An 18,102-nucleotide genomic window follows, 5' to 3' on the forward strand; every position below is an offset into this window, starting at 1 on the left:
CGTACCGATGCGAACCCTATTTCGGCGACTCAACTTTGCATTGCCACGGAGAACTGTAAGCATCCCGTAAATTGGCTGCCCACAGCAACACTGTAGAATTCTGCCAGTTGTTCGGCTTCTGGTCGATCAACACCATCGGGCAGTTCGCCGCCTTCGATAAGCTCTAGTTAACCCGCGCCACCCGCATCGAATCCGCGGTTAAGGTTACAAGGGAAACCACGTGTTGGCGGTAATCCCATTTTTTTGCATCTCAAAAATTCGGGCGGGACATGTTGATTGATTATGATACACTGCCGTTCAACCCATAAAGGCATGTATGGAGATGTCCCAGTCCACATTTGTGTCGTACATAGTACCGTGTGTTGTAGGTGTCGCTATTGGTGCCCTCGTCACATTCCTGGTGATGAGGGTTCGAACTACAAAATCGGAAGCCGCGAGTAAGATCGACTACCACGCTGAGTTAAGCCTTCTTCAGGCGGAGAATCGTTCATTACAAAATACGATCGATTCTCAGATGGGGGCGGCTCAAGAGTTGACCACCCGAAATCAAGAATTGAATGACCGCTTGTTCCTTGTCAGCAACGAGAAAACTGCCCTCGAAGAAAAGTTAGAGAATGAAAAAGCTAACTCCGCGGAGAAACTCGGTCTTTTAAATGACGCAAGGAAGAATATGCTTGATGCGTTTGCCGCACTTTCGCGGCAGGCACTTGATCAGAACAATCAGTCCTTTGTTAACCAAGCAACGGAAGTCTTCAAACAATTTCACTCATCCGCAGTTACCGACCTTATGCAGAGACAGGAAAAAATCTCCGAGATTGTAATTCCGGTGCAGAAATCTCTCGAGGCTGTTGATAACCACATCGTGCAGCTTGAGAAGGAGCGACTCAACACGTTCGCAACAATTGGTGAACAGATTCACCAGATGGCAAGCTCTCAGCAGAAACTAAGCGAAACAACACTGAGTCTGGTGGGCATTCTTCGGAACACAAGAACTAGAGGCCAGTGGGGTGAAATTCAACTTCGAAGAATCGTAGAGCTGGCTGGAATGAGCCAGCATTGTGATTTTCGAGAGCAGTTCCACGTTGTCGGCGAAGACGGTGCTCAAAGGCCCGACATGGTTATAAACTTGCCGGCCCGGAGGACAATCGTTATTGACTCTAAGGCCCCGATGACAGCATTTCTTGAAGCGTTCGATGCGACAGATGACGATTCTCGGAATCACCATTTTCGCAAACATGCGCGAAGTCTGCGGATGCATGTCGGACAGTTAAGTAAGAAGGCATATCAAGAAAATTTCGACCCATCACCTGAATTCGTTTTGATGTTCTTGCCAAATGAGGCTGTATTCAGCGCTGCCCTTGAACAGGATCCTGACCTTCTCGATTTTGGTGTATCAAATAACGTTATTATCGCTACTCCTCTCACTCTCATTGCTCTGTTGAAATCCGCGGCTTTCGGATGGCGGCAGGAAGCTATCGCGGAAGATGTTCGGCAGGTCGCTGTATTGGGGCGCCGCCTTTACGACCCGATTGGTAAAATGGCGGCCGATGTGGCGAAGCTTGGACAGTCTATCGACAGGAGTGCTAAGGCCTATAACAAGATGGTTGGTTCAATGGAAAGTCGAGTACTCGCAAGTGCAAGAAAATTCAAGGATCTTCCGGCCATCGGATCGAATAGTGATTTGCCCTCGCTGGACCCTGTCGAAACAGTCAGTCGATCATTGCGAACTGGAGAGATGATTGCTGAAAATAAAGACGAAATCGATGACATAGAAAACTGCGAAGATTTTCCCCGTGACGCAGACTAATATGAATAATCTTTTTGCACCTCTGCTCGAGCCAGTAAACGCCCTCGGCATAGATGTTCCGCTTTTTATAGTGATCGTGTCGGGTATCATGATCCTGGTCACGATCTTCCAAATCGTTCGTCTATGGTTTCAAGCACGAGGACAACTCCGTAGTTTGAGCGCCGTAGTTAGTCGCATCGACGTACTTCTAAGAAAGAATCGCGAGGGAAGAAAGCAAAAAGAAGGGGTTACTCAAGACGAAGTGGACAACCTGAGAGGGATTTTTGATGCATCGAAATCAGAATTACTCCAAGACGCATGGATTGATTACGAGGCTCAGTTAGTGCAGAAAGGAAATAATGGCCTTCATTGGGCGTCGACTCCAGCGGACAATATATTTACCGACGCAAATATTGTTTCCATAAACCGTGATTGGTACGCGTCATATCCCGGAGTGGTAACTGGTCTGGGGCTTCTATTTACGTTCCTGGCAATTCTCGTTGCACTCTTGAATGTTAGCGTTGTGGATGGTCAAGTAAAGGGTGTTGACCTGTTAATTCGAGGACTCTCGGGAAAATTTGTTTCGTCGGTGGTTGCTCTCGCTTGCGCAACGATTTTTGTAGTTTTCGAGAAGAATAAGTTTCATGCTCTCGATGGAACGAGAAGTAAATTAGTTTCGATCCTCGACAGACGAATTCCTCAGTTTTCCGCTACTCAAGTTCTCGTGGACATCGCTGACTCCCTATCCCGATTAAATGCTGATACCTCTAATGGTTTTGTTGCCTTAAAGGATGAATTGGGAAAAATGGGTAAGAATGTCGAAAACCTAAACACATCCGTTCAGGATCTGGGGACAAGTTTAGTTCCGATTTTGGTTCAAGGTGTCGGCGAAAGTGTTAATCCAACGATCAATCGAATGGTTGAAACCATTGAGGAGCTGAACAAGTTCCTCCGACTGGCTGAAGAGACGCGAAACAATCAACTAAATGAATCCCTTAGTGGACTTCTGTCTCAGTTAAAGGAGGATTTGTCCCGAGTCTTTGGCGAAATGAGCCGCAGTTTCCGCGAATCGCTTACCGGTTCAACCCACGGACAATTTGAGAACGTAACTCAAACACTCGGAGAAACGGCCAATCTTCTTGGGTCTATGAACTCGCAGTTTGAGTTGTCTCAAAATAGTCTGCAAAACGTAATGAGGGAAGTGTCAGATACGATGCAGCAATTGATGACGGGACTGAGCCTGCAGGTTGAACATCTCGGCCAACAGATGAGCGATACAGTTAAAGAAAATTCACAAAGCGCTGTAAACGCGGCCCGAGATGTTGTATCTCAAGCCAACCAATTGACTGCGGCCAACGAACAGCGTTTAGAGCAACTCCTTACAACCCATGACACTCAACTTACAAGAGTCGAACAGACCAGTTCAACTTTAGAATCCGTGATAGCGGAATTCAATAGATTGATGACCGGACTTAGGCAGACTTCAGAAACATCCGCTGCTTCAGTCACGGGAATCACAACGGCAGCCACTTTGATCGGTGAGGCAGCTACTAAAGCCGCTGCTGTTCATCAACAATTACAATTGATCTCCGATCATGTCAAAGAATCAAACGAACACCAAGAAATGGTATGGAGGGGAATTTCCGAAAATCTTGGGAATTACCAAAACCTCTTTAAGCAAACCGAAGGTTCGGCCACAAAGCTCTTAGATCAGATCGGAATCAATCTAACGAATTATCAGGAAGTAACTCAGAATGGGTTCAATAACCTTGTGCAAGCCGCCGACCAGCACTTCACAAATGCCGTGCAAAAACTTGGAGGCACGGTCAATGAGTTAGGTGATGTGCTAGAGGATTTGACAGAACAGTTGGAGAAAATAAAGAGCAATGGCAACAGACAATAACTCGGGCCTTTCAAGTTCGATGACAGACTTGATGACCTCGCTGGCGGTCATTTTTATATTGCTGCTCGTTGCCACTATGAACAACAAGCAACAAGAGGTTCGACAAACTCGAGAAAACATTCTCGCCAAACTTAGAGAAACGTTGAATCAAGAACTTGTGGAGTACAAAGGGCTTGAACTTAAAGACGACAAGGACGATCCACTCAGTCTGATAGTTGTGGTACCCGAAGGCCTCCTTAATTTCCCCGTTAACAAGGCGGACATTCCTAGCCAGGGCCTTGTTTTCTTGCAACGAATCACTCCCAAGTTGGCAGAGACTTTGTGTTCAACCGAGTTTAGGCCGGAGGTCAGTTCCATCGTCGTTGAAGGGCATGCAGACAGGTCAGGCGGAGATGAAATAAATTTGCCGCTTAGCCAGCAGCGTTCAATGTCTGTCGTTAGAGAGACTTTAGGAATATTGGGTAAGACCGATGCTCAAAAAATTGATCACGAGCAAATTACACGTCCTTGTTTTCTCAACCTAGTGTCTGCGACAGGAAGGGGAAGCGTTGATCCTTATCGAAATGACGAGGGTATTGAGGACTTAGATAAAAGCCGGCGCGTAGTTTTCAAGATACGGGTACGATCACACGAGGAAAAGGTCGTAAACAAAGCGGTGTCTGCCGTGGAAGTAAAGTGAATCAGTGAGTTTAATAGAAGGGCTTCAAAACTTGACGTTTGCTAATCGCGGTTTCAAAGATACCGCCGCGCGTCACCATCGAAATTTCTCTGACATAAGTTTTCCTGCCTTGGTGAAGGCAGTAGACAGTATTGACGCCTTAGCCAAACCACAAAGGCCAGCGGATTCTCATATTCGGGAATGGCAAGCGTATATTGATGGACAAACTGAGCTGCTCTCACCAAGGGCCATCCGCAACTTATCGTGGTATCCGGACGTTGCCACAGATTGCCGATTTTGGGATGTGGTAAAGCTTTCCGAGAGAAGCAGAAATTCCGCAAAGACAATACAGGGTCTAGTTTATAGCTATCACTCGAAATGGAAGGAAGTGCAGCAACTGCCGCAGTTCTTAGGCCTACGAGAGGCCGTCAAAGGTTTTAGGGGTCCGAATGGAATCCTTAAAAAATGGCAGGAAAATCTTCATCTAATTCTGTTTGCTGATTCGGTCGCTAAGTTAGCACAAGAACTCTCTAGTGGAAGAATGCCGTTGGATTACTCGATCGAGCAACTTAGATTGTTCGAAGACACGCAATTTTTTCGGGAGGTAGTCTCCGAATGTGCTCGATCATGTTCCCAAAATCTCGGAGTTGCGGAGATTCTCGATTTTTTTCTTAACCAGATTCTTAGCTGGGATAAACATGACATTCAGATTTTCAGAGAGCATGTGGACGCTGCGATAAAGTGCGAGGCGTTCGATCGGTCCGAGGATGTTAAAGCGCGACTTATCAATTATGTTGTTAACGACGTGCAACGGCTCGGAGATCCGCGATTAAATCCGGCGCGGTGGATCGGGATCGAGGAATCAAAGGAAAAGGTTCTCCAGCACTTGTCGAAAAAGGACATTGTATTTTTCTTTGAGAAAGTAATGACCGATGATGTGCATGGAAGGGCGAAATTTTGGCTCAGGTATGTAAAGTCTATGTCGCGCTCGCGCCCTCTGTTAACAGATCTTGATCGTAGTCGACTAAGTACCGCGTTAGCTCGCCGCGGAAATGCCATACGACATTATGGACGGACTACCGGCCAACACAGCGCTTTTTTGCTTGATTTCGGCAGCGTCTTGGCAATCGAATTTGAGGGAGTAGGTGCGTGCTACTTATACGATGCTAAAACTCGTGACCGCTTTTTCCGCGATTTCTTTACTGGCAATCCGTTTAATGATCAGATTCTCAAGATGCCAAAACAGGCTCTCTACCGCAAAAGTCATCAAGGAAACTGGCAGTGGGTGTTGGGGCAAGCCCTGGCCCAAAGCGGCATTTACCCGAGTTAAGAACAATGAATGAATGGATAATTCCGCAACCTGTGCCTGAAATCGAGATCTCGGTGTCAGACGAATCGGTTTGGATCGAGGGTGCTGGGCGCATTGCGTTCGACCCCGAGTGGAAAAGTTCGAGTGAATCGATGCTCGGACGCTTACTACCTATACTCACCACTCAAATTCTTGAACTTGATCTTGCTGAAAGTCAGGGTGACGATCTTCGGATTACATTCACCGACTTCGCTAATTTTCCAGAGAACGAGATTACGGCTTTCGCTGATCTGTTGGAAAGGTCCCCGTTCTCGATCAGGATTAGAATGATTAGCTTCTTGGGTGCTCCGAACAGTGCTTTCGCAGTGGAGTTCTTCCTGAATGGAAGAGAGGTCGAGCCTGAAATCAGGGGTTGTTTCTGTAAGAATGGCGACAAGATATATCTATTTGATGCACCGACATTCAAACTTCTTTCAGAGATTTACAGGTTCAACAACCTATCCCCAGCTCACAAGCAAAGTCCGGATGCTTTCCGACTTTTTGGTGAAGTTAAAGCGTTAGCCGAGGCCGCGGACGTTGAAACTGATGGTTTTACAACGGGACGAGAGATCGTTGAACCCTTAGAGATCGGTATACAGGTTCTCGAAGAAGAGGGGGACCGTATAAGCCTAGCTCCTACTAGTGAAACGCTCGACGAAGAAGACTTTGCTCAAAAATTCAAACGCAATCCGGATCTGCCTCAATACGATGTAAAAACGAAAGACGGAAGGAACGCTAGTGTTTTGTTGACGCCGGAAGTTAAGGAGGTCTTTGGCAGGATCTCTACAGCACAACATCTCGGCGGTGCAGAGAAAGCAAAGATACTAAGTAATCCAGAGGCACTATTCGATGGGGTCAGTGGTTCCGTTTCTCTGAAGGGTTTCAGTGAGCGCATCCAAGGAATAGGCGATTTTCCATTTGTCTCGAAGCCGTTCGTGCAGAAAAGCGTTACTGGGATCTTCGACGATGTAACCGCATTGAATCTGGCCGATAGATTCACCGCCGGTATCAAGTTTACGTACCCGAATGGTGCCGAAACCGAAATTAGCTTTGATTCGATTGAAAAATTAGAGCAATTCTCATCACAAGTTGATACCGCCAGACACGAAGGAACCGGATACGTCGAGTTTGATGGAAAGACCATTCAGCTTAATCAAGCATTCGTGAGTGCGTTTCAAGAGTTAACCAACAAATTTCTGCCAAAAGAAGATAACCGAGTCGAAAAGAGTGAAAAACGCGGTGGAAAATATCTATTGATCTTGACGAATGAGGGTGAAGTCGAGTTTGAAAGTTCTCAACGCATAGACCATTTCGAAGGACCTCTCGCCGACCCCGAGTTACCCCGTTCCTTACTACCTAGCACTGTTCTAAAGGACCATCAAAAGCGCGGAATTGCGTGGCTCCAACGAAACTTCGATCTCGGTCGCTCGGGTTGCTTGCTTGCCGATGATATGGGTCTAGGAAAGACCCTTCAGTTGCTTACCTTTCTTGCGTCTTTAATAGAACGCGGCGGGGTAATTTCAGAGACAGAGAGCCCTGAAGTGCCCCCATGGAAACCTATATTGATTGTGGCTCCCGTAATTCTCGTTGAGAACGAAACCTGGATCAGCGATATGAGGCGTTTCTTCGAAGACGAGGGCTCAATATTCTGGCCGTGTTTGACGTTGCGTGGGAATAGCTTGAATTTATTAAGACGGGTCACCGGACGTGAGACGCAGATCGGGGAAGCTACGCTCGACATTACGGAACTGCACAAACATCGGGTTGTTATCACAAACTACGAGACGGTAGTAAATTACCAACATTCGTTCGCAAAGACTGATTGGTCGGTAATTGTTACCGACGAAGCTCAGGAGTATAAGACCCCTAGCACAAAAGTTTCCCACGCCCTCAAGAGTCTTTCGGCGTCGTTTCGTGTGGCTTGCACAGGAACACCTGTAGAGACCAAGATTTCTGACGTGTGGAACATTTTCGATTTTGTAGAGCCCGGGAAACTCGGCAGTGCTCAAGACTTTCGATCCAGGTATGAAATACCTCTTGATGCGGAGACGGAGGTTACCCTTGCTCTTCAAGAGCTCAAAGAAAAGTTGCAATTTAATACTCCGAACGCGCACCTCCTGAGACGAGATAAGAATGAGCTGACAGACCTCCCGAGAAAGCATGAACATCGGCTCGAATGCGAGTTAATGCCATCGCAAAGAGACTACCATCTGTCCTTGCTGACACGGGCCGTGGTCGGCGGAGCAGCCAACCACCCGTTTAAGTTGGTTAATGAGTTTCTGAGGTTATACCAACACCCTTCATTGGTTCCCAACTTCCAGTTGCCTGACCCGGAAAGTGCGGTAGCAGATTGCCACAAACTTAGCGTCCTTGTCATGAAGCTCGAGGAGATAAGAGGTCAACGGGAAAAGGCCCTAATTTTTGTCAGAACGCTCGACATGCAGCAGATACTCGCTGATGTACTGAGGCATAGGTTTGGGCTTTCGGTGAACATCATCAATGGCTCGACTAAAAGCGGCCTGTCATCGAAAGCGCAGCCAAAAACTCGCAAGGCGATAGTTTCCCGCTTCCGCGAATCAGTCGGATTTGACGTGCTTATTCTTTCACCTGAGGTCGCCGGCATGGGGCTTACTCTGACCGAGGCGAACCATGTTTTTCACTATGGACGATGGTGGAATCCGGCAAAAGAAGCTCAGGCAACCGACCGTGTATTCCGGATCGGCCAAGAGAAGGACGTTCACGTTTACCACTTGATCGCTAAAGATCCAACGAACGAAGCTTTCGCAACATTTGACCAAAAGCTCGACACGTTACTACGCCGAAGGATGGCACTCGCAAAAGATTTCCTCACTCCACTTCCCGCTGAAGACGAGCTCTCGAAAGAGTTCATGTCGGAACTATTCTCGGGCTAGAAAGGGAAAAGTCGGGGGTGTAAGCTTCCCATTAAGATGCATAGTGTAAAATGGGACATTTTCTTCACTTCTTAAAGTATGTAGGCGACAGATGAAAAGGTCAAGATTCAATGGGACGCAACCAGGGGCGATATTAAAAGGGGCCAAAGCTGGGTAGCCTGCGGCAGGCGTTTGATGGGAACACACAATCAGCAATGCGATCTAATGCGCGTGGAAGTCGAAGTACAGCGGTTATGGACGCCTCCGCATACACCGGAAAATGGCAGCGACTTACGAGGCGGCGCTGATCGAGGATTTGAATCGCGGGTCGGAGTACCCTTCCGCGACTCCTGCCTTGAACAACATCTTGCTGATGGTGACGATCGGGTCGAGATCGAACGGCTTGCCCGCCCTTGCCTCAAACCCTTCGACAAACGATTCCAGGGACGTGCTGCTTGAGCTAAGTTCAGCCCACCTTTCTGCGGCCAGCTTGTGCTCGACGGTCAAGGCAGTTAACTTCTTTTCGGTTTCAGGGAACATTGGTAGTGCCTCTAAAAAGACCATACCATCTAGCAGCAAGCAGATCGTCGAGATAAATCTAAGCCAATCCGATCGCAACCGACACTGCATCGTCACGAAAGATCGAGCTCGACGTCATCGTCGATAAGGAGATCTGTACTTACGCCGGCAAGCCGAGCATACTTCAGAAGCAGTGGATACGAAGGTTCTCGGACACCTCTTTCAAACGCAGAGATCGTACTGCGAACCACTTCCTCTTCAACTCCGAGCCTTTCGATCAACCCGTCTTGAGAAAGTCCGAGCGAGAGTCGGATCTGCCTTAGCTTCTTCGCTAAATGCTTCGGCTTTGGTCGAGAACGCGTTCCCATTAGAAGCTACCTCCCAATGAGTCCAAGTGCCGACCAAAAAAGTTGTAATTAGAGCCATTTGGCTCTACACTTGATCTGTTTGAACGCTGAGCCGCGGCGGTTGGGGATGACTCAGCGTGATGCCTCAGATGTTAGCCCTCACGCTATTGGGCATAGGTTCATTATCTTACGATAGGAGGGGCCACGGGCAAATAGTCGCGACGGTTATGGCCACGAAAGAGAAGGTGTTTTGGGAATGGGTTTGGATCGTCGCAATTGTCGCCGGGTTAGGCTTTTCTGTTTACAGCCTCTACATCGAGAAGGTTCGACAGTGGCATATTGATGCGGTAATGAACGGGCCTATTCGAGCGAACACGCAATCTCGTATTTATCAAGTTCCGACATGCCCAAACTACGATTCGATCCACGCGGACAATCTCCGGCTTTTTCAAACAATTGAGAAGGCAAACGCGGCAGGCTATCGGCCGGCCCAGAACTGTGGCAATGACTTCCGCATTCGTCAGGTCAACGAATCCGGTGACTTCGACGACTACCGGATCCAATACGACTATGACGACCCGAGACAATGAGGGCACACCCAGCACCGAACCCGGAAAGCAAGTCCAGGATACTTGCTTCGTTTTCCACGACTAGCTTGTTGACTTTGTCTCAATTTGGCGTATTCTAAAACATGAGACGCCCAACGATAACGTTGTACGGGATTGCTTCCGGTCACAACCGCATCCGTTGGGCATTTTTGCGCGCAAAAGTGCGCCCCACCACGAAGTCTCGTTCTATCTCACGAGGCGGAATCAAAGAAAAACGAACCGACAAGATCGGACGGCCCGATTGTCGGGCCATCGGAATTGTTAGGCTCAACTACCAGAGAATCAACACACGATAAAAATATGGCAACACTAAATAAAGCGACACAAATAGCGGCCCTTGTTCATGAAGGGCAGAGTGACAAGGCTGGCGCTGCCTACATCCTACACCCTCTCAGGATGATGATGCGGCTGCAGTCCGAAGCCGAAATGATGACGGCTGTAATGCACGATGTGGTCGAGGAAAGCCGAAACAACCCACCCGAAACTAAGTGGACGTTTGATCGGCTTCGAGAGCACGGATTTTCAGAGGAAGTTGTCCAAGCTCTCGACGGCGTGACCGATCGAAAGGCTGAGGGTGAGTCGTACGACGCCTTTGTTGAGAGAGCGGCCCTGAACCCTATTTCCCGTGTCGTGAAGATCGCTGATTTGGAAGACAACATGAACATGCTGCGAATGAGCGAGTTGCGACCGAAGGATCTTGAACGGCTCGCAAAGTACCACCGCTCGTGGCACAGGCTATCCGCTGCCAGCGAAGGAGTAAATCTATGACAATGCCTATAGATCTAATACTTGTACGCCACGGACACAGCGAAGGGAACCTCGCCGTCAGTCGGTCCAAAAAAGGAGACGACAGTCTGTATACCCCCGATTTTCGAGAACGCCCGGGTCATCGTTGGAGGTTGACGGCCGAGGGACAAGTGCAAGCGTCAACCGCCGGCAAATGGATACTCGACAATATCGGAGTTCAGTTTGACCGATATTACGCGTCACCTTACGTGCGAACTCAGGAAACGGCCGCTCTGCTCGATCTTCCCGGTGCCGAATGGCGGCTCGACCAGCGGCTTCGCGAACGCGACTGGGGCGAGCTAGGATCGGTGCCGATACCGGAACAGGCCAGTCTCTATCCTCGAAACATAGTCCTTCAGAAAGCAGACGCCCTCTACTGGCGGCCACCTGGCGGTGAGTCGATAGCGGACGCCCGAATGCGTGTCCGGACCTTCTTCGACACTATGCACCGCGAGTGCGAAGGCCAGTCCGTCGTCGTCGTAACGCACGGGGACATTATCTCAGCCGCGAGAGGAGCTCTCGAGTATCTAAGCGATGAGGAATGGCTGGCCTTCGATGGTGACGAATCGAAGCGGATCCTGAATTGTCATATCTATCACTATTCCAGACGCGACCCGGCCACCGGCGAGGTCGGGAAATACCTGAGCTGGCGGCGTGCTGTCTGCCCTACCGACACCGGTATTGACACCGGCTGGGAAACGATCACCCGCAAAAGATTCAGTAACGCAGAGTTGCTCGAACGCGTAAACGGCGTGGAGCCAACCGTGGAGGTGCGATGATGATTCCCAACCCACAAAAGAAAACGATCAAGATACCGATAAGGATCGTCGATGGCCAGGTCCAATACCTCTACGGCGGCGACCTCCCGAAGATCAGAAACGTGAGTGGCGACCTGGTAATTCCCGCTTTCGCTCTTCGTGATCCGGTGCAGGCCGAAGAACTTTCCCGGGAAGACGGCTCCGAAATGTTGCCTGCCGGTTCGGAGCTGATGATCAACGTGAATGTCGATACTTACTCTAAAGGGGTATTGACGAAATTGCGAAATCCCTTCCAAGACCTTCCTGCTGTTGCGCCAAAAGAAGGTTTTGTAAGGTTTCGTTTGGATGAACCTTTATATCTCTGGCATCGCGGGACCAAATCGAGTCAACTTAACCCGTGCAAAGCCTTTATTGTTGACTTAAACGAAAAGGCGACAAGCCTTAATCACGCATACACGATCGCGTCTAAGAAATTCGAGACGAAGAGGACGTCGAACACCGGGAACGTCTTCAAGCATGTTTATTACAAAAGCAAACATGGATGGGAACCGCTAGAGTGGCTGCGTGAAAGGCTCGACGCACAATTTGAACAAAGGTACCTCAGATCCGACAATGCCGAAGTTGGACTGCCCGAGGGTGCTCGTGGTTTGTTTCCCAAGGTGGAAGAATTTCCCGACGTCGAAATTGAGAAAGTCCCCGAAACAGAAGCCGAACCACACATCCATCAACGCTTTCCTGATGATTCCACCAATAAGACGTTCGACGAATATATGGCGGAGGGATGTTATCACTATGATGAAACATACTGGCGATACAGCCGGAGCGGCGAGCTCAGATCGATCCCCCTTCGAATTCGCCTGAAGGATTTTCGGTTGTCAAAAAGTCAGAAAAGGGTTCTGAGAATAAACGCGGACATTGACCTCCAAAAGCTGCCATTGAAAGTGACGAAGGATGGTGAAGAATGCAAGTTGTTTAAGCGCCACAACGTCCGGTTCGGGGAGCATGCCCCGGAAAAGGTAAATCTGCCCGAAGGAGAACGGAACAAGAAATTCTGTGTTTTCGAAGACGGCAACCTAGTCGCAGCGAGCTTTTTTGAAATGGGGGCCAACACCTCACATGGGTATTACTGCATTTTCGACCCCGACATCGAATGGCGAAGCCTCGGCATTTTCACAATGCTCAAAGAGATCGAATATGCGTCGGAACAAGGGAACGAGTTTTATTACCTGGGCTATACGTTTGATAAGCCGACTCTCTATGATTACAAAAAACGCTTCCACGGTCTCGAGAGCTATGACTGGAAAACCGGAGAATGGATAAAGTTCAAAAGATCAGTCTAGCGATCAATCCGGTAGTTCATGCAAACACATCCTGACTCGGCGACTCTGTGATCCGCATGAGGAGGGTCCAGGCGGAACAGAGTCTATCTGACGAACGCATTCGGGATCGGGCGGTCGGTGGCGGCACCGAACGGGATGATCTGCGTGCCCGAGGTCGAGCCGAGCATGAACCACGTCGCCGATGACGGCCTGAAGACCGCGGCGTCCGTCTTGCCGTCGCCGTCGTAGTCGCCGGGAACCGGCGTGTCGCCTGCTCCGCCGAACGGGAACGAGTAGAACGAGCCGTCCTCCGATCTCAGGATGAACCACTCACCCGTAGTCGGCCTGAAGAACGCAGCGTCTGCCTTGCCGTCTCCGGTGTAGTCGCCGACCACCGTCTTGTCGGTCGATGTCCCGAACTGGAACGCACGGTTGCCGCCGTCAGACGACCGCAGATACCACCATTCGCCCGGGCCCGGACGAAAGATGCCGATGTCCGACTTGCCGTCGCCGTCATAGTCGGCCGTCACCGGCAGGTCGCCCGAGGCTCCAAAGGTGATGATCGAGACCCCGAGGTCGGACGAACGCTGGATGTACCATGTGTTGTTGGTCGAACGGAAGACCGCCACATCGCCCTTGCCGTCACCGTCGTAGTCCGCCGGGACGGGTGTGTCGCCCGCTCCGCCGAACGGGAACGAATAGAACGATCCGTCCTCAGATCTTAGAATGAACCACTCGCCCGTGGTCGGACGGAAGAACGCCACATCCGACTTTCCGTCGCCGGTGTAATCGACCGGTGCGATCGCATCCGTCGAGGTGCCGAACTGAAGTGCAGGCACCTGTCCGTCAGAGCTTCTCCGATACCACCACTCTGCCGGCCCCGGACGAAAGATACCGACATCCGTCTTCCCATCACCGTCGAAGTCGAAGGGCGCCCTAGAATTAACAGTTGGACTGACAACAACAAACTGAACCTCGACGGTCTGAGGACTATTGGGGGCGTCGGTGGTTAAGATGGTTATTTGTCCTGCGTACGCGCCGATTGGCAGCCCGGTAGCGTTTGCGGTTACGGACAAATTGAATGGAGCTGAGCCGGAAGTATTTCCGAGTTGTATCCAGCTTTGGTTCGCAGATGCAGTCCAATTTAGATCTCCGTCGCCGTCGTTTCTGACCGCGAGTACTTGCGGGTCGGTCACGCCGGAACCTTGGTTTGCGACAAAAGACATCGCTGAGGGCGCGAGGGACAGCCTCGGAGGCAAAACAGGCTGCGAACGGTGAATGGTAACGGTTACCGATTTTGTTCCAATGAAACCTTCACTATCCTGGGCGGAAAGCGAGATAGTGTGAACGCCTTCAGTCAAATTTATTGCAGGCATACTTAGCGACTGGCCTGTACCGATTTGTCCGTCCAGGTTGGAAATCCATTTCAACGCTGTTCCCGATAATTCGCCGTCTTCGAGATCGTTAGCCGTGCCCTGAAGCATCACCGGCTGAACCCCGACATATGAAGAATTATCCCCAGGAGTCAAGATGTTAACTGTGGGTCCGCGACCTGCGACTGTAAAAGTATTGTCTGATTGATCCAGCGCAGTGTGGAAACCATCGCTAGCGAGCACCCGAATTCGACCTTGACCAGTACCGGGTAAGGTGTCAAGATTCACTGAATGATGATTCTCCGTCAAATTACTGTTTAACGTCGTCCACGTGGAACCGTTATCCCCACTGAATTGGACAAGAAAGTTGAGTTGATCTCCATCGAGATCGGATGCAACCCACTCAATAGTTGAGGAGTTACCATTTAATATTTCACCGCCGTTGGGTGAAGTTACAGTAACGGTCGGGACGTTCAGTGAAGCGAGTTTGTACGCTAATTCCTGTCCATTCCTTTCCAGACTGATTCGAGTGACATTCGGATGAGGCGGCAAAAGTAGCCCAAAAGACCCGACCTCGCCAACAGAACTAAATTCTGGTTCAAAATCATAGCTCACAAGACGGTTATTGATTGAATCATAAAATGCTATTTCATAACCCCCACCCACGGCGGAATGGACATTGGATGCAGCGGGAAGTTTGTACACTGGGGTTAGGTTTCCAATTGGCTGATTTCGCTCAAGGGTGCCACTGATGAGAAGTACATCACTGCCCTGGTAAGCGATGTTTGCGGAATCTTTAACATTCTGAGAAGCCGCGAAACGGTCCCGAACATGCTCCAGAATCTTTTCGTATGTAAAACGTGAAATGAACGGCCAGTCACCATAACTCATAACGTCCGGCGTATTTGACGGAAATGAATTGACGCCGTCAAACCCATAGACAGCGTATGGAGAATACTGCGAAGGTACAACAAATCCAATAGTCCCGTTTGAGGGCACATGCTGGCAACCGTCTCCAACACCGTTATAGTTTGTATGAAACCTACCGAATAGGTGGCCCAGTTCATGAACGTGTGTGAATCGTGCATCGTCTTGAAACGGAACGAAGAAAGCGGCGGCCACATCACCTCGTCGATTTTGATTACAGTCATAATCAAATGAGGTACTTGCGTAACCTAGGATCCGCGGAGAAAGCGGAAAGGGATTGGCCAATTCTTGGTCTACAATACCGAGGTAATAGGTATCGCACCCGTTCCATCCGCATTCACTTAAGCGCTTGACAGTTAATTGAGGAACGACTATCTGCTGAAAGTAATCTTCTGTGAAGCGTGGTTGGTGTGTTGAATTTATACTGCCATTGCTTATCTGTATGAGACCGCTCGGTAACATAACCCTTATATCATTTTCCACCTGCTTCATTTTGTCATCACTTGGACCCGTGAGTATGGGCCAGTCGACACGGACAAGTTTAATTTTTAATGGTGGAGCATTTTGGAAGATGACTCGGGCGCGACCGTCACTCGTTCCGTCGACCTCGTTAAACATAAAGCTATGGCTTATTCCAGCGAACGTAAGTTCAACACTCCCATTTACCCAGTCCGGGGGCAACTCGAATAAAAAGCTGTCATTACGTGACGACCGTTGTGGTGAGGACTTTACTTTGATTGACCCAGTGCTGAGACCTGAACTCGAATTTATAGCAGTGAGCGGCGATCCTAGGGAGCCTCCATTTCGAGTTCCAGAAAGTTGAGCTCTCACATTGCTGACGTCACCCGCTAGGCTTCGAACATGAGCTCGTACATAAGTCTTTTTCGAACCAATTAGAACTATATCATTCCAGAAATTTTGGATTCCTTGGGTTACCTCAAGGGCTATTAACTCAAGGACTGGGGTGATTCCGACAACTGAAAATTGTCGCGTAGCGCTTTGCTGATCAGGATTCTTAACGTGTAACGTCGCCTGATACGGAGGCGTGCTGCCCATATTCACTTCGACTCGTATCTGATTGCTATTATCGAACTGAACTTTCGACGGATGAATGTCCCAAGTTCCGTCGGGAGTAGTAACCTTTACAGTCGGCTCATTAACAAAATTGGTACCCGTCACTGTTAACGTCGTTGTCTGATTGACCGTGACCGGGTTGGGGGCAATGTTGTTTATCGTGGGTTCCGGATTCCCGGCACCGGTCACTTGAAACGTTTCAGTATCGAATTGACCGTCGTCATTTACGACCTTCAAGGTTGCCGAATACGGAGGAGCTCCGAGCATGACAACTTGAACGCGCAACTGCGAACTGTTAACAAACTCGATGGCCGGCTGCTGTATCCAGCACGGGTTAGCTGACGGACAATTGGGAGTGATTATCGCCACATTTAACCCCGGTCGAAAATTGCTGCCGTTAACTGTTACAGTTGTCGGTTGGTTGTACGTCACCGATGACGGAGAGATCGGTGGCGTGATCGTTGGTGCGGGATTTGACGAATTTACCGTGAGACTTACAGATGACTGTACGCTTCGGCTAAATGATCCATTCTTGCCGAAAAGCGTCATGTTTCCATATGTTCCCGGGGTTGTACTAGCGGAGGTTTGGATCGTAAAGGTGGCCTGGCCACTTCCGCCAGAGGGTACATTTACTTCGGTTGGCGTCCACGACGCATTTGTGCCAGGTATGTTAGACCAATTCAATGCGAACGGTTTTACCTTGCCCGCAAAGCCGCCCATGCTCGAGAACGTAACTACGTAACTAGCCGTTTGTCCGCGAGTAATCGTTCGACTGGTTGCGTTAACCGATGATGAAAAATCCCCTGACCCGCTGTAAGGCAGACTCAACTCCTGACCGGTGGTCAGATCCCGCAAGAGACAGACATACTGACCAAGCTGGGGAATGATGTATGGACCAAACGTGTAGTTACCCGAAGAGTTCGCCTGAACCTCATAAACCGCTATCGTGCCGTCCGGCGATGTGTCGGTACAGCGAACTGTCCCATTAGGCGTTGCGGTTCCGAGAATACTAACCGGTGTTACACCGACGATTCGGGTTGTCGGCGTCATTGATCCAGTAAGCTGCGGCCCATTGACCGTGACGCTGACGGCCGAGGCCGCCTTGGTGATAGCTCCGTTAGTGCCGCGCAGTATTATGTTCCCGTAGGTCCCGGGCGTAGTGGTCGCCGAGGTCTGGATGGTGAAGTTCGCTGTTGCCGGTCCGTTCGACGGCACATTGACCGTGGCAGGAGACCACGAGGCCGTCGCACCGGGAATGTTGGACCAGTTGAGAGCGGACGGCGTAACCGTGCCGGCGAAGCCCAATGCACTCGTGAAGGTCGCTGTGAAGACCGCTTGCCCGCCTTGGGTGACCGTCCGTGACGACGGGCCACCGTGACATTGAAGTCGCCCGTTCCCGTATAGGTTATGGGCGATAGTTCCTGTCCGGACGACATGTCCCGCAGGACGCAGCTGTGCTGCCCGATCTGCCTCAGGGTAAAGGGTCCGAAGGTATAGCTGCCCGAGGAGCTGGCATTCACTGAAAAGGGTGCGACCGTGCCGTCCGGTGCCGTCTCGGTGCACCTCACCTGGGCGTTCGGCGTCGCGGTGCCGGTGATCGTGAAGTTCGTCACCCCGACGGTCCCGCTCGAAGGCGAGACGCTGCCCGTCAACTGCGGGCCGCTGACCGTGACGCTGACGGCCGAGGCCGCCTTGGTGATAGCTCCGTTAGTGCCGCGCAGTATTATGTTCCCGTAGGTCCCGGGCGTAGTGGTCGCCGAGGTCTGGATGGTGAAGTTCGCTGTTGCCGGTCCGTTCGACGGCAC

At 50.2% G+C, this 18,102-nt stretch carries 12 protein-coding genes; 9 read left to right on the forward strand and 3 right to left on the reverse strand.

The genetic code is table 11. The features are described 5' to 3' along the window. Nucleotides 1-340 precede the first annotated feature (340 nt). The 5 genes from rmuC to IPM28_09430 are packed head-to-tail and all read left to right on the forward strand — an operon-like array spanning nt 341 to nt 8,607. Nucleotides 341-1,807 carry a DNA recombination protein RmuC gene (rmuC, locus tag IPM28_09410; GenBank protein MBK9173206.1) on the forward strand — a complete coding sequence of 489 codons (1,467 nt, stop codon included), beginning with the start codon at nt 341-343 and terminating at the stop codon, nt 1,805-1,807. Nucleotide 1,808: 1 nt separating this feature from the next. Further along, nucleotides 1,809-3,689, forward strand: a complete 1,881-nt coding sequence (locus IPM28_09415) for a methyl-accepting chemotaxis protein (GenBank protein MBK9173207.1) — start codon at nt 1,809-1,811, stop codon at nt 3,687-3,689. Next, nucleotides 3,673-4,368: an OmpA family protein gene (locus IPM28_09420; GenBank protein MBK9173208.1), complete on the forward strand. Its 696-nt coding sequence runs from the start codon at nt 3,673-3,675 to the stop codon at nt 4,366-4,368. Before IPM28_09415 ends, IPM28_09420 begins: the two co-directional genes overlap by 17 nt. A 4-nt stretch (nt 4,369-4,372) precedes the next feature. Beyond that, nucleotides 4,373-5,677 carry a hypothetical protein gene (locus IPM28_09425; GenBank protein ID MBK9173209.1) on the forward strand — a complete coding sequence of 435 codons (1,305 nt, stop codon included), beginning with the start codon at nt 4,373-4,375 and terminating at the stop codon, nt 5,675-5,677. Nucleotides 5,678-5,682: 5 nt separating this feature from the next. Continuing rightward, a complete protein-coding gene (locus tag IPM28_09430) occupies nt 5,683-8,607 on the forward strand; it encodes a DEAD/DEAH box helicase (GenBank protein ID MBK9173210.1) in 2,925 nt (974 codons plus the stop codon). A gap of 270 nt (nt 8,608-8,877) precedes the next feature. Here the strand turns inward: IPM28_09430 and IPM28_09435 are convergent, their stop codons facing one another. Continuing rightward, nucleotides 8,878-9,126, reverse strand: coding sequence for a hypothetical protein (locus IPM28_09435; protein MBK9173211.1), 249 nt, complete (start codon nt 9,124-9,126; stop codon nt 8,878-8,880). 92 nt (nt 9,127-9,218) lie between these two features. Next, entirely contained in the window at nt 9,219-9,473 is a 255-nt protein-coding gene (locus IPM28_09440) for a helix-turn-helix transcriptional regulator (protein MBK9173212.1), read from the reverse strand. A gap of 206 nt (nt 9,474-9,679) precedes the next feature. Between IPM28_09440 and IPM28_09445 the strand changes: the two genes are divergently transcribed. The 4 genes from IPM28_09445 to IPM28_09460 all read left to right on the forward strand — a co-directional run bounded on the left by IPM28_09445 (nt 9,680) and on the right by IPM28_09460 (nt 12,944). After that, on the forward strand, nt 9,680-10,042 hold the full coding sequence (locus tag IPM28_09445; GenBank protein ID MBK9173213.1) for a hypothetical protein: 363 nt from the start codon (nt 9,680-9,682) through the stop codon (nt 10,040-10,042). A 318-nt stretch (nt 10,043-10,360) separates the two neighbouring features. Further along, entirely contained in the window at nt 10,361-10,828 is a 468-nt protein-coding gene (locus IPM28_09450) for a GTP pyrophosphokinase (protein ID MBK9173214.1), read from the forward strand. A 2-nt stretch (nt 10,829-10,830) separates the two neighbouring features. Beyond that, nucleotides 10,831-11,625 carry a histidine phosphatase family protein gene (locus tag IPM28_09455; GenBank protein ID MBK9173215.1) on the forward strand — a complete coding sequence of 265 codons (795 nt, stop codon included), beginning with the start codon at nt 10,831-10,833 and terminating at the stop codon, nt 11,623-11,625. Continuing rightward, the gene (locus tag IPM28_09460) at nt 11,625-12,944 is read left to right on the forward strand and encodes a hypothetical protein (GenBank protein MBK9173216.1); all 1,320 of its coding nucleotides are present in this window, start codon (nt 11,625-11,627) and stop codon (nt 12,942-12,944) included. The genes IPM28_09455 and IPM28_09460 overlap by 1 nt, the downstream gene beginning before the upstream one ends. A gap of 83 nt (nt 12,945-13,027) precedes the next feature. Here the strand turns inward: IPM28_09460 and IPM28_09465 are convergent, their stop codons facing one another. Beyond that, complete coding sequence (locus IPM28_09465) at nt 13,028-17,602, reverse strand: VCBS repeat-containing protein (GenBank protein ID MBK9173217.1); 4,575 nt, start codon at nt 17,600-17,602, stop codon at nt 13,028-13,030. Nucleotides 17,603-18,102: the final 500 nt, after the last annotated feature.

The organism is Chloracidobacterium sp. (assembly GCA_016716305.1).
Taxonomy (GTDB): domain Bacteria; phylum Acidobacteriota; class Blastocatellia; order Pyrinomonadales; family Pyrinomonadaceae; genus OLB17.